General features: G+C 65.7%; 11 protein-coding genes and 1 pseudogene. 11 read left to right on the top strand and 1 reads right to left on the bottom strand.

Going from position 1 to position 12,304, the window contains the following annotated elements:
• The 11 genes and pseudogenes from JSV65_06375 to folE all read left to right on the top strand — a co-directional run.
• The coding region (locus JSV65_06375; protein UCH35975.1) for a hypothetical protein at window positions 1–1,061 on the top strand (1,061 nt) is incomplete at its 5' end.
• A gap of 22 nt (window positions 1,062–1,083) precedes the next feature.
• Complete coding sequence (locus tag JSV65_06370; protein UCH35974.1) at window positions 1,084–2,103, top strand: Gfo/Idh/MocA family oxidoreductase; 1,020 nt, start codon at window positions 1,084–1,086, stop codon at window positions 2,101–2,103.
• A 252-nt stretch (window positions 2,104–2,355) separates the two neighbouring features.
• The gene (locus JSV65_06365; GenBank protein UCH35973.1) at window positions 2,356–3,420 is read left to right on the top strand and encodes an extracellular solute-binding protein; all 1,065 of its coding nucleotides are present in this window, start codon (window positions 2,356–2,358) and stop codon (window positions 3,418–3,420) included.
• Window positions 3,387–5,120 (top strand): iron ABC transporter permease, encoded by a 1,734-nt coding sequence (locus JSV65_06360; GenBank protein ID UCH35972.1) that lies wholly within the window; start codon window positions 3,387–3,389, stop codon window positions 5,118–5,120. The genes JSV65_06365 and JSV65_06360 overlap by 34 nt, the downstream gene beginning before the upstream one ends.
• 129 nt (window positions 5,121–5,249) lie before the next feature.
• Window positions 5,250–6,017: pseudogene (locus tag JSV65_06355) on the top strand (ABC transporter ATP-binding protein).
• A gap of 618 nt (window positions 6,018–6,635) precedes the next feature.
• Window positions 6,636–7,841 carry an FAD-dependent oxidoreductase gene (locus tag JSV65_06350; GenBank protein UCH35971.1) on the top strand — a complete coding sequence of 402 codons (1,206 nt, stop codon included), beginning with the start codon at window positions 6,636–6,638 and terminating at the stop codon, window positions 7,839–7,841.
• Between the two features lie 37 nt (window positions 7,842–7,878).
• Window positions 7,879–8,199, top strand: coding sequence for a 4a-hydroxytetrahydrobiopterin dehydratase (locus tag JSV65_06345; protein ID UCH35970.1), 321 nt, complete (start codon window positions 7,879–7,881; stop codon window positions 8,197–8,199).
• Window positions 8,200–8,338: 139 nt separating this feature from the next.
• Entirely contained in the window at window positions 8,339–9,094 is a 756-nt protein-coding gene (locus JSV65_06340) for an SDR family oxidoreductase (GenBank protein UCH35969.1), read from the top strand.
• A gap of 15 nt (window positions 9,095–9,109) precedes the next feature.
• A complete protein-coding gene (folB, locus tag JSV65_06335) occupies window positions 9,110–9,493 on the top strand; it encodes a dihydroneopterin aldolase (GenBank protein UCH35968.1) in 384 nt (127 codons plus the stop codon).
• A gap of 83 nt (window positions 9,494–9,576) precedes the next feature.
• Window positions 9,577–10,098 carry a 2-amino-4-hydroxy-6-hydroxymethyldihydropteridine diphosphokinase gene (folK, locus tag JSV65_06330; protein ID UCH35967.1) on the top strand — a complete coding sequence of 174 codons (522 nt, stop codon included), beginning with the start codon at window positions 9,577–9,579 and terminating at the stop codon, window positions 10,096–10,098.
• The gene (gene folE / locus JSV65_06325; GenBank protein UCH35966.1) at window positions 10,088–10,654 is read left to right on the top strand and encodes a GTP cyclohydrolase I FolE; all 567 of its coding nucleotides are present in this window, start codon (window positions 10,088–10,090) and stop codon (window positions 10,652–10,654) included. Before folK ends, folE begins: the two co-directional genes overlap by 11 nt.
• Window positions 10,655–10,837: 183 nt before the next feature.
• Here folE and JSV65_06320 read toward each other — a convergent pair whose 3' ends face one another.
• The gene (locus tag JSV65_06320; protein ID UCH35965.1) at window positions 10,838–12,184 is read right to left on the bottom strand and encodes a hypothetical protein; all 1,347 of its coding nucleotides are present in this window, start codon (window positions 12,182–12,184) and stop codon (window positions 10,838–10,840) included.
• Window positions 12,185–12,304: the final 120 nt, after the last annotated feature.

Genomic DNA, 12,304 nt, shown 5'->3' with positions numbered 1-12,304 from the left:
CGCAGATCTGCACGGCGATCTGCGAGGCCGACCGGCGGAAGGAAGACGCGCGGCTCGCGGTCGGCTCGGGATGCGAGGGCAAGACGACGTTCAACCGTCGCTTCCGGATGAAGAACGGCCGCAGCTACACCCATCCCGGCAAAGGCAATCCGGATATCGTCGAACCTGCGGGGCCGATAGACCCGGAGGTCGGCGTCATCGCTGCCTGGGGCTCGCGCGGCGACCTGCTCGGCTGTATCGTCAACTTCGCCTGCCACGGGACGACGTTCGGCGGCGGCGTTTCGGCGGACTGGATTGGCTACCTCGACTCGACCATCAAGGGCGCGATGGGCAAGGATGCCGGCGTCGTCTTCCTCAACGGCGCGTGCGGGGACGTGACGCAGGTTGACAACCAGTCCTTGCGCGAGCCGGAGTTCGGGGAGAAGTGGTCGCGGCTGGTGGGGACGCGCGTGGCGGCGGAGGCGTTGAAAGTCATCGCCTCCGCGGAACGGGGAGATCTCAAGCCGGTGGTCGCTGCGACGACGGTGCTGCGGCTGAAGCGGCGGCTGCCGACAAAGACGCGGCTGGACGAGGCACGCAAGATCGTCGAAGACGGCCTCAAGATAGGCGAGACAGGCACGACCGCGTGGACCTTCGCCAAAGAGCTGGTGATCCTCGATTGGCTGGCGGCGCAGGAGCCCGAGGTGGAGGTCGAGGTGCAGGCGATTCAGGTCGGCCCGGCAGTGTTGCTGGCGAATCCGGCTGAGTTCTTCTGCCAGTTGGGCCTGGACATCAAGCAGGGCTCGCAGTTCCCATTCACGTATGTCGTGGAGTTGGCCAACGGGGCGGTCGGCTACACGCCGACCGAGGAGGCGTTCTCTCCATCCGGCGGCGGCTACGAAACCGTCCTGACCAGCTACTCGACTCTCGAGACAACGGCGGGCAGGAAGATCGCGGAGGCGAGTCTGGCGCTGGCGGCGAAGCTGGCGCCTGGCGCGGTTCCGGAGGGCGCGCAGGTGCAGGCGGCATCGGGGTTGTCGTCCGACGAGTGGGACTACGGCGTGCTCGGCCCGGACGCATAGAGCAGGTCAAGGAGACGAGGGCATGGCAGGGATTCGAACGGCTATTCTAGGCTACGGTCGCAGCGGGAGCAGCATGCACGCGGGGGGCGTGGAGAATAACGACGGGTTCGAGATGGTCGCGGTGTGCGACATTGACCCGGAGCGGCAGAAGCAGGCGCGCGAGCGTTTCGGCTGCGCGATTCACGAGGATTATCACCAGATGCTCCGCGACGAGCGGCTCGACCTCGTGATCATCGTCACGCGGAGCGACCAGCACTGCGAGATGACATGCGACTGCCTCGCGGCGGGCGTCAACGTGCTGGTGACGAAACCGTGGGCCGTCAATGCGGCCGAGGCACAGCGCATGGTCGAGGCCGCGGAGAAGAGCGGCAAGCTGCTCATGCCGTGGCTGCCGGCGCGGTGGGGATGCGACTTGCGCCGCCTCAGGCAGTTGCTCGCGGAGAAGGTCGTGGGCGATGTCTTTCTGGTGCGCAGGACGGTGTGCAGCTTCAGCACGCGTAACGACTGGCAGATGCAGCGGCGCTACGGCGGCGGGTATCTGCTGAACTGGGGGCCGCATATCGTTGACCCGCCCGTCGTCCTGCTGGGCAGCAAGGTCAAGAGCGTGTACGGGCGCATGAAGCGCACGATCAATCCCGGCGACGGCGAAGACTTGTTCCTCGGCGTGCTGACCCTGGCCGACGGCGCCGTGGCGCACGTGGAGTTCACGCCCGCCATCGAGGAACTGCCGAGCTGGTTTGTGCAGGGCGATCAGGGCACCATCGTCGTCCGCGGGAAAGAGATGACCGTGCACCGCTACGTCCCCGCGCCGCCAGAGGACTCGACGGGATACGGCAGCAGAGGATCGCTGGATGATCGCGTCGCCACTGAAACGCTCGAAGGCGACCTGTATGGCGACACCGACGAGATCTACGCGGAGATCGCGCAGGGGCTGCGCGGCGAACGCGTTTACCCCGTCATCCCCATGCATGCCTTGGAGCTGTCGCGTATCTTGGACGCCATCCGCACCTCGAGCGAAGATGACCGCGTGGTGACGCTGTAGGCACCGGATCGGACTTCGGTGCTGCAGCGGGAATGTGGAACCGTCTCACCTGCTTCCGACCTCCCCCTCGGAGGCCAGGGAGTGCCGGTGGGTGAGGCGCCACGACTTCAGCCTAAGCTCGGGCGCGCGGCTACCCTGTTTACGGAGGACCTCGCAGCACGGCCGGCCTTGGCAAGGGGGGTATCCCAGTGAAGGCGGCGAATACGGGAGTGGTGTCATCCCACATCGATTGACAGCATTGAGGACGTGTCCATGATGAAGGTCAAGGCATCAGCATTGCGCCGACTCGGGCCACTCGGGCTCGCGGCGATTCTCGGCATCGCCGTGGTGAGCGGCTGCGCGACTCGTGGCTCCTCGACCAATCAAGTCGTCGTCTATACGGCGGAGAAGGAGGAGATCATCCAGGCCGTGGCCGAGATGTGGGCCAAGGCGGAACCGGACATCAGGCTCAATACGCTCGCCGCGGGCACCAACGAGGTCGTGCAGCGCGTCCGCGCCGAGGCCCAGCGCCCCCTGGGCGATGTCATCTGGGGCATCGGCGCCGAGGGCATGTCGGCGCACCCGGAACTGTTCGAGCCGTACGAGACAAAGGAGCACGCCGCGATTGACCCGCGCTGGCTTGCGGTCGCCGAGGGCGAGCCGTGGCAGCCGAATAATGTCGTGCCGATGGTCGTCGTGTACAACACGCGATTGGCGCGCGGCCCCGGACACACGAGGGGCGCGCCGTTGATTGCCCCGCAGAGATGGCGCGACCTCGCGCTCTTCTATAACAAGGGCCTGCTCGCCTACGCCGCGCCGGACAAGTCCGGGTCCGCGTACACCCAACTCGCGACCATGGTGTCGATCTTCGGCGACAACGAGGCGGGGTGGAAGATCATCGAGCAGATCATGGCGAACGCCAAGATCCTGCAGAGTTCCGGCAAAGTCATCAAGGGCGTGGCGGATGGCGAATACGCCATCGGCATCACGTACGAGAACATCGCCGGCCTTTACAAGCGGAGCGGCGCGCCGATTGAGATCGTGTATCCGGCCGAAGGAACGGCGGTGACTCCTGACGGCAACGCGCTTATTCGCGGAGCCCCGCATCCGGCGCCGGCCAAGCGCTTTCTTGATTTCCTGCTGAGCAAGGCGGTGCAGGAGATGCTGGCGGAGAAGCTGTCCCTGCGGTCGGTGCGCACAGACGTCGCCTCACCGCCCGGCCTGTCGCCGATTGACGAGATCAAGCCCGCGCCCGGGTTCGACTTCCGCTCCGCCGCGCAGCACCAGAAAGACTACCTCGAGAAATGGCAAGCCGTACTGCTGCGCATCAAGCAGTAGGGCGTGCGCGAACCTTCGCCGATCCCTGGCGGGCGGCGCTGGCGCTCTCCTACATCCTGCTCATCTTCCTGATCGTCTATCCGCTGTCGCAGCTTCTGGTCAGCAGCCTGCGCGCAGAGGACGGCGCGTGGTCGCTCGCAAACTTCCGCGACTTCTTCGCCATGCGTTACTATCGCTCGGCGCTCGAGCACAGCCTGTACGTGTCCACGATGGTGACGCTGCTTGCGACCGCGATCGGCGTGCCGCTTGCGGCGGCGGTGACGCGCTGGGGCGTGCCGGGCAAGGCGCTGCTGCGCGCGCTGATCGTGCTGCCGCTCGTCAGTCCGCCGTTCATCGGCGCGTATTCGTGGATCTTGCTGCTCGGGCGCAATGGCTGGATCACCAATCTGCTCGAACGCGTCTACGTCGCGTTGCATCCATCCGCCGCGGCTGCCATCGCCGCCGGGGGCAGCATCCCCTGGTTCGGGACGATCTACGGCCCGCGCGGCATCATCCTCGCGCTCACGCTTAATCTCTATCCCTTCGTCTTCCTCGTCGTGTCCGCCTCGCTGTCGTCCATTGACACTTCCCTCGAGGAGGCGGCAGGAAACTTGGGCTCTACGCCGTGGCGGACGTTCCGCACAGTGACCGTGCCGCTGTTGACTCCTGCGATTCTCGGCGGCGCGCTGCTGGTCTTCCTGACCGCGCTGGCGGATTTCGGCTCGGCGGTCATCATCGGCGAGGACTACCTGGTGCTGCCGACGTTGATCTACGGCCTGTTCATCAACGAGATGGCGAGCGAGCCGGCGATGGCGGCGGCGGCGAGCATGGTGCTGCGTGGCTGCACGGCGGCCGTGCTGCTCGTCGAGCGGTGGTACGTCGGCCGCAGGTCGTACATCATGTCCGGTCTGCGGCGGCGGCAGGAGCGCGAGGTCTCTCCGCGACTGCGCGCGCTCGCGACTGTCTTTACGTACGGCGTGGTCGGGGTGTCGCTGATACCGGCGGCGGTGGTGCTGGTGACGTCGTTCTTTCCAACCACGGGGCCGATGATGCGTCCCGGCCTGAGCCTCGACAGCTATGCCACCGTATTCCGCAGCGTACCGCGGGCGATGTTCAACAGTCTATACCTATCCGGTGTGTCGACGCTGCTGTGCGTGATGCTCGGTGTCGTCATCGGCTACCTGCTGGTGCGCCGGCCGGGCCGGTGGACGGCGGGGTTGGACGCGCTGCTCATGGTGCCGTACGCGATTCCCGGGACGGTGCTGGCGGTGGCGCTAATCAGCGCCTTCGGCAGGCCGCCGCTGCTGCTCACGGGCACGGTGACGATCCTCGTCACGTCTTACGTCATCCGGCGAATGCCGTATGCCGTGCGCGGCGTGGTGGCGGTGCTGCACAACATCGAACCGGCGACGGAGGAGGCGTCACTGAGCCTGGGGGCGTCGCCGACGCGCACGTTTCGCCAGGTCACTCTGCCGCTCATGATGCCGGGCATCATCTCCGGAGCGGTCATGACGTGGGTGCAGGTCATCAGCGAAATCAGCTCTACGATCTTGCTCTACTACGGCGCATGGGCTACCATGTCGGTGGTGATATACCAGCAGGTGCTCAGCGACAACTTCGGCACCGCGGCGGCGACGTCGAGCCTGCTGCTCGCGGGCGTCTTTGTGCCCCTGCTCGCGTTCAATGTGTGGCAGGGCGAACGCGCGGCGGAGCTGGTGTGAGGGAGCAGTCCACAGATTATGTAAGTGCAGCGCAGCCGAGACGGCTCAGCTGCGAGTTGATGGTAGGGCGGGCGTCGCGCCTGCCCATCGCTTTCGGTCTGCGGGTAATCAGGTGCACGGGAGGCGTCGATTAGCGTTGGACTGACGATAAAGGGACTGCGCAAGCGTTTTGACGGTCACCACGCGCTCGCGGGGGTGGATCTGGAGATCCGGCCCGGCGAGTTCTTCTGTCTGGTCGGGCCGAGCGGCTGCGGGAAGACGACGCTCCTGCGCTGCGTCGCGGGTTTCTGTCACCCCGACGCCGGGGAGATCATCTGCGACGGCGAGCGGCTCGACCCGCTGCCGCCGCATCAGCGCAACCTCGGCATGGTGTTCCAGAACTACGCATTGTTCCCTCATCTCTCGGTGCGGGAGAATGTCGCTTACGGTTTGCGGGCGCGCAAGATGCAGGCGTCGGTCATCAAAGAGCGGGCGCAACGGGCGCTGGCGATGGTGCATCTGGCGCACCGCGCACGGAGCTTTCCCGGGATGCTCAGCGGCGGCGAGCAGCAGCGCGTGGCGACCGCGCGCGCCCTCGCCATCGAGCCGCGCCTGCTGCTGATGGACGAGCCGCTGTCCAACCTCGACGCCAAGCTGCGCGTGCAGATGCGGGAGGAGATCCGCCGCGTACAGCGCGCGCTCGGCATCACGACGCTGTATGTGACCCACGACCAGGAGGAAGCGCTCGCCCTGTCCGACCGCATCGCGGTGATGAACGCGGGCGCGTTCGAGCAGATCGGCGATCCGCTTCGCATCTACCGCGAGCCGGCGACTCCCTTCGTGGCTGGATTTATCGGGCACACGAATTTCCTGACGGGAACGGTCGAGTCGGTCGCGGGCGGGCGGGCGCGTGTCTTGCTGAAGACCGCATCTGCTGCGACAGCGGACATGGTCTCGGAAGCACAGGTGGACGAGCAGCGCCCCATCGAGGGTCATGGCGAGTCAGTGACGTCGAGCGGCGTGCTGATTTCCGTACCGGCGGGGGATCTGGCCCAAGGGCAGGACGTGACGGTCGCTTTGCGACCGGAGCGGTTCGTTCTGGCAGACCCGGGGGCGGCAAATACCTTGCCAGGGAGGGTCGAGGAAATCGTCTTCCTCGGCGCCGTCACCCGCCTCCGCGTGCAGACCGCGGTCGGCGCAGTGACCGTTGAACTCCAGGGCTACGCAGGCGAGGGCCTCAACCCCGGCGCCGAGGTCAACCTGACCTTCGAAGGTGAGACCGCGACGGTGTTTCCCGACGCGAGGCCGTGAGCGACGGCCATGGCATCCCGTCGTCCGCCGTACGCAGCTCAAGTTCGATCCGAGTGTTCCTCTACCGGCGCACTCTCGCCGCCCGCCCGTCACTGTGATGCAGTGGCTTGCACCCCGAACACAGGGCTGAGATGCGTGCGGCTCCTCGTGTGGCGAACGTCGAACAGGACATGACCGCGCCGCGGCAAAGTCATCTGAGCGGGCATTTCCGGCTTGGAGGTCACCATGGCGGAACAGGCTTACCGGTACATCATCGTCGGCGGAGGACTCGCCGGGGCATCGGCAATTGACGGCATCCGCGGAGCAGACGCGGACGGTTCGATCCTGCTCATCGGGGCGGAGAAGCACTTGCCGTACGACCGCCCGCCGCTGTCGAAGAAGCTCTGGTTCGGCAAGAAGAAGGTCGAGGACGTCTTCCTCCACGATCAGGATTTCTACACGAACCAGCATGTGGACGTGGCGATGGGCATGGAAATCGTCGGTGTCGATGTCGAGCGCAAGACCGTGACCGACGGCAGGGGCGACGCGTACCGCTTCGACAAGCTGCTCCTGGCCACCGGCGGCGCCCCGCGCAGGCTCGACATTCCCGGCGGGCATCTCGAGGGAATCTGCCATTATCGTTACCTCGACGACTACATGCGGGTCAGGAGCGAGGCGGGAGAGGGCAAGACAGCGGTCGTAATCGGCGGCGGGTTCATCGGTTCAGAGATGGCGGCGGCGCTGAACTTGAGCAAGGTCGAAGTGACGATGGTGTTTCCCGAGCCGTACCTGGTTCAGCGCGTGTTCCCGGAGTCTCTCGGCCGCGCGCTCCAGGATGATTACCGCAGCCGGGGGATTCTCGTGCTCGCAGGTGACGCGCCCGCGTCGTTCGAGAAGAGCGGCAAGCGGTTCGTCACGCACACCCGCGGCGGCGAGCGGATCGAGTCCGACATCCTGATTGTAGGCATTGGGATCTCGCCCGCGACGGGCCTCGCGCAACAGGCCGGCTTGGAAGTCGAGAACGGCATCGTCGTCAACGAGCACTTGCAGACCTCGCACCCCGACATCTACGCGGCGGGCGATAATGCCTTCTTCCCGTACCAGGCGCTGGGGGAGCACGTCCGCATCGAGCACTGGGACAATGCGCTCAACCAGGGGCAGCACGCCGGACGCAACATGGCGGGCGCGGACGAGCCTTTCACGTACATGCCGTACTTCTTCTCCGATCTCTTCGACTTCGGCTACGAGGCGGTGGGGGACGTCAACACGAAGTTGGAGACATTGGCCGACTGGCAGAAGGAGAACGACACCGGCGTCATCTACTACCTCCGGGAGGGCAAGGTGCGCGGCGCGATGATGTGCAATGTGTGGGACAAGGTGGATGCCGCGCGGGAGTTGATTGGAAAGGGCGAGCGCATGACGCCGGAGGACTTGCGCGGAGCGATCCGATGACCGGCGCAGGCACCCGCCCATCGCCGGGGAGCACGACATGACACTGGCCGAGCAGGACGCCGAACCGATCTCTGCGGATACGAAGCCGCTGTCGCGGCAGGAAGCGGAGAGACTCGCCGCGGAGGTGCCGAAGTGGACCGTGCGGGAAGGGGCGATCGAGCGCGAGTTCCGCTTCAGCGATTTCGCGGAGGCGATGGAGTTCGTCAACGAGGTCGCACGGATGGCGCAGAAGCAGGATCACCACCCCGACATCCATGTTTCGTATGATAGGGTGCGACTAGAGTTCTCGACGCACAAGATCGGCGGGCTGTCGCAGAACGATTTCATCTGCGCGGCGAAGGTGGATCTGCTGGCGTAACACCGCCGGTCGTGCCAGCGCTCGGACGGGATGCGAATCGGCGGCGACTCTGCGGAGGCACGGCCCCTGAGCCGTTTGAGCCGGAGTGGCGGCGAGGCTTGGCGGCAGGCCGTGCCGTACCCCAGAACGGGCGGGTGGGATGACTGAACCAATTGCAGGCAAGACGGCTCTCATCACCGGCGCGGAGCGGCGAATCGGGCGCGCGACGGCGCTCGCGCTGGCCGAGGCGGGAGTACATGTCGTCGTGCATCATCTCGGCGCGGACGAGGCGGCGGCCGAGGTCGTGGCTGAAGCCGAATCGCGCGGGGTCAGGGCGTGGGCGATGGCGGCCGACTTCGCGAAGGCCGAGGGCAGCGAGGCCCTCGTCGCCCGTGCGCGCGAGGCCGCCGGCAGCCTGGATATTCTGGTAAACAACGCCTCCATCTTCCCGCCGGACACGCTCGACACTGTGGCTTTTGACGCGGTAGTCGCAAACGTCCGCGTGAATGCATGGGCGCCGTTGGTCCTGAGCCGGGAGTTCGCACGGCGCGTCGGCAAGGGCAAGATCGTGAATCTCCTCGACGCGAGCCTCGGCGCGCACGCCACCTCGCACGCGGCGTACGCGCTGAGCAAGCACATGCTCGGGATGCTGACGCGCATGACCGCTCTCGAATTCGCGCCGGACATCACGGTCAACGCCGTCGCGCCGGGATTGATCCTGCCGCCGCCGGGCGAAGACGAGGCGTACCTCGTTGACCGAGCGCAGACCGTTCCGCTCAGACGTCACGGCGACGCGCAGGATATCGCCGACGCCATTCTGTTTCTCGTCACGTCCCGCTTCGTGACCGGTCAGGTGATATACGTGGACGGCGGCGCGCACCTGGGCGAGCCCGGCAGCGGGTCGCCACTTGGTTGAGGAGCACGGGGATAGATGCCACTCCAGCGCGATAGCTCACCCATGGATCGCATACTGATCAGAGATCTCCGGGCGCGCTGCATTCTCGGGATCAATGAAGACGAGCGGCGCGAGAAGCAGGACGTGGTGATCAACCTCGTGCTGTCCGCGGATCTGCGCAAGCCGGGCCGGAGCGACCAGTTCGAGGACGCGGTCGACTATCGTTCCCTCAAGAAGCGCATTCTCGCAATGGTGGAGAACTCGCAGTACTACCTGGTCGAACGGCTGGCGGAGCGCGTCGCGGAGATGTGCCTGGAGCATCATCCCGCTGTACGGCGGGCGCAGGTCACGGTGGAGAAACCGTCCGCCCTGCGCTTCGCGCGCAGCGTCGGGGTCGAGATCACGCGCGACCGGGCTTGATGACAAATGCCGGAGACGAGCACGCGCAGCTTGGGCGGGCCCGCGCGAATCGCCGCGGGACGCGGCGCCTACGGGTAACGCGGATGGCGCGCGTCTTCATCGGCGTCGGGTCGAACATCAGCCCGGAGCAGAACGTGCGGCGAGCGCTGCGACTGCTGGCGCGCGACGTGCGCGTCATAGGCGTTTCGACGGTCTACCGCACCGCGGCGCTCGACCGGCCGGAGCAGCCGGATTTCCTCAACTGCGTCGTCGAAGTCGAGACGGACATCGCACCCGTCGAACTCAAGCACTCGGTGCTGCGGCGCGTCGAGGGCCAGCTGGGGCGGATCCGTGGAGATGACAAGTATGCACCGCGCACGATAGATCTGGACGTGCTGGTGTATGACGGCCTCACGGTGGAAGCGGACGACCTGATGATCCCGGACCCGGACATCGAGCGCCGCCCATTTCTCGCCGTTCCGCTGTGCGAGCTCGCGCCGGAACTGGTGCTGCCGAATTCCGGCCGGCGCGTCTGCGACGCTGCCGACGCGTTCGCCGACCACGATATGCAGGCGCTGCTGGAGTACACGGAAATCATCAGAAAGGACATCGAACATGGACGCTGAGAAAGTGCGAGGACTCGTCAGAGAGCTGCTGGTCGAGATCGGCGAGGATCCGGAGCGCGAGGGTCTGATGAAGACGCCCACGCGCATCGCCGCCGCGCTCAGCTTCCTGACCTCGGGGTACGACGCCGACCCGAAAGCGTTGATCAACGACGCGATCTTCACGCAGGAAACGAACAACATGATCATCGCGCGGGACATCGAGATGTACAGCATGTGCGAGCACCACATGCTGCCGTTCTTCGGCCGCTGCCACATCGGGTACATTCCGCAGGGCAAGGTCTTCGGCATCAGCAAGCTGGCACGATTGGTGGACATGTATGCCCGACGGCTGCAGATTCAGGAACGGCTCACGGAACAGATCGCCCGCGCCGTGATGGACTCGATCAATGCGTCCGGCGTCGGCGTCATCATCGAAGCGCGGCATCTGTGCATGATGATGCGCGGGGTAGAGAAGCAGAACTCGGTGATGACGACGTCGTCGGTGCTCGGGAGTTTCCACAACTCCGTGGCGACGCGGAACGAGTTCCTGACCTTGATCGCCAGACCCCGACCGTAGGTGCCTCGTCGGCGACGGAGCACACAATGACCGCGCCGCGCGGGGCCGACCGCCGCCCTCTCATAGCATCTCGGGCAGTATGGGAGGGCCGAGATTCTCCTGGAATGGAGGTCGTCCGGCACGATCTGCCTCGGCGGCGTCGACGCATCGTGCCTGGCGCGCGGCACCAGCTCAAGAGCCCCATCAGTACCGCGGCAGCTCGATGAACGGCGGCTCGGCGATCTCGAGGAAGGCGACGACGGGCGTGCGGACGGAGTTGACGGTCTTGAGCACCTGGAGGTAGTTGTAGCCCCCTTCGCGCCACATACGGATAATCCCGTCGGCGAGCGAGCGAATCCGCTCGACTGATTGGGGAGCGATAACGTCGCGGTTCAGGATGGCCATGGCGACGGCGCCGGACTCACGCAGGGAGTCGGTGAAGGTGTTGAGCTGCTGTAGGAACTCGTCGCCGCCCATGCCCGCGAGCATACGCGTGAGGTCGACGAAGACGCGAGTCTTGGCGCGGGTCTCCCCTTCCGCCTGTATTTCCCTGAGCGATGCGGCGATGCCGGATTGGGGCGCGAGAACGGCTACGCGATGGGACTCGTATGCGGCCTGAAGCTCGTCGGCCATGCCGAAGTGACCGGCGGCGTCGGTCAACGTGTGGGGCAAGGATGCGTCGCGATTCACCACGGCATACACGTCACCTGCGTCGAGGCCCTCGCGCAGGAAGTTGATCTGGAACACGGCCTGGTGGATGTCGGAGCTGACCTCGAAGAGGTAGAACGCGCCGTCGGGAATACCGCCGCCGAGTAAGTTGTCGAGTTCGGGGTGTCCAGTGGAGGCGGCCTGCTCGAAGCGGAACAAGGGGCTGCGGTAGGGGGACACGACGCGCACGCCGTCGCTGTGGATGAAGAACAGGCAGCGGCCGGGCAGATGAGGGGTGCCGCGGCTCTTGATGACCTCGAGACAGCGCATGCGCTGTCCGTTGACGTTCTCGCGCGTGAGGTAGATGACGGAATCGGCGATGTACTCCTCGCTGCCGGATCCGGGGACATCCGACTCGACCAACTCGCGGATGAGCATGGCGGTGAGGCCCTCGCGCTTGAGGGCGTTGATGACGCCGTAGATCATCTCGCGGAACTCGCCGGGGTCGTCCGTGAGCCGGCGCAGGTGGGTAATGCTGTCCACGACGATGCGGCGAGCGTTGACCTCTCGGATCATCTGGGAAATCAGGCCTTCCTGGCGCTGAATGTCTTGCTGCAGGAGCTCGGGCGAGGTGAACATTACCTTCAGCTTGTCCTCCTCCTCAAGCCGCCGGAAATCCCAGCCGAAGCTCAGCGCGTCACGGTAGATCTGCTGAGGGAACTCCTCGAACGTGATGAAGAACCCGGGCTCGTCGTACTTGGTAATGCCGTTATAGATGAATTGCATGCCGAGGCTCGTCTTGCCCGTGCCCGGGGCGCCCGCGACCAGCACCGAGTCGCCCTCAATGAAGCCGCCGCGCGTGATCTCGTCGAGACCTTCGACACCAGTCAGGATTCGTGCCATAGGTTCCACCTCTTTAGCTTATCCCGAACGTGCTCGCGCGGGGTCGTCGAGAAGTCGGCGGCGGCATCCTCGTCCCGCGCAAGCCGCCGCATCCGCAGTGCTCCGCAGGTCGCCCTTTTC

The organism is Armatimonadota bacterium, assembly GCA_020354555.1.
Taxonomy (GTDB): domain Bacteria; phylum Armatimonadota; class Hebobacteria.
Note: the sequence above shows the minus strand (reverse complement) of the source record. Positions and strands in the feature narration are given on the sequence as shown.

Coding starts and splice junctions, on each gene's coding strand:
- JSV65_06370 (UCH35974.1), top strand. CDS start 1,084: ATGGCAGGGATTCGAACGGCTATTCTAGGCTACGGTCGCAGCGGGAGC.
- folK (UCH35967.1), top strand. CDS start 9,577: ATGGCGCGCGTCTTCATCGGCGTCGGGTCGAACATCAGCCCGGAGCAG.
- JSV65_06365 (UCH35973.1), top strand. CDS start 2,356: ATGATGAAGGTCAAGGCATCAGCATTGCGCCGACTCGGGCCACTCGGG.
- JSV65_06320 (UCH35965.1), bottom strand. CDS start 12,184: ATGGCACGAATCCTGACTGGTGTCGAAGGTCTCGACGAGATCACGCGC.
- JSV65_06350 (UCH35971.1), top strand. CDS start 6,636: ATGGCGGAACAGGCTTACCGGTACATCATCGTCGGCGGAGGACTCGCC.
- folB (UCH35968.1), top strand. CDS start 9,110: ATGCCACTCCAGCGCGATAGCTCACCCATGGATCGCATACTGATCAGA.
- JSV65_06345 (UCH35970.1), top strand. CDS start 7,879: ATGACACTGGCCGAGCAGGACGCCGAACCGATCTCTGCGGATACGAAG.
- folE (UCH35966.1), top strand. CDS start 10,088: ATGGACGCTGAGAAAGTGCGAGGACTCGTCAGAGAGCTGCTGGTCGAG.
- JSV65_06340 (UCH35969.1), top strand. CDS start 8,339: ATGACTGAACCAATTGCAGGCAAGACGGCTCTCATCACCGGCGCGGAG.
- JSV65_06360 (UCH35972.1), top strand. CDS start 3,387: ATGGCAAGCCGTACTGCTGCGCATCAAGCAGTAGGGCGTGCGCGAACC.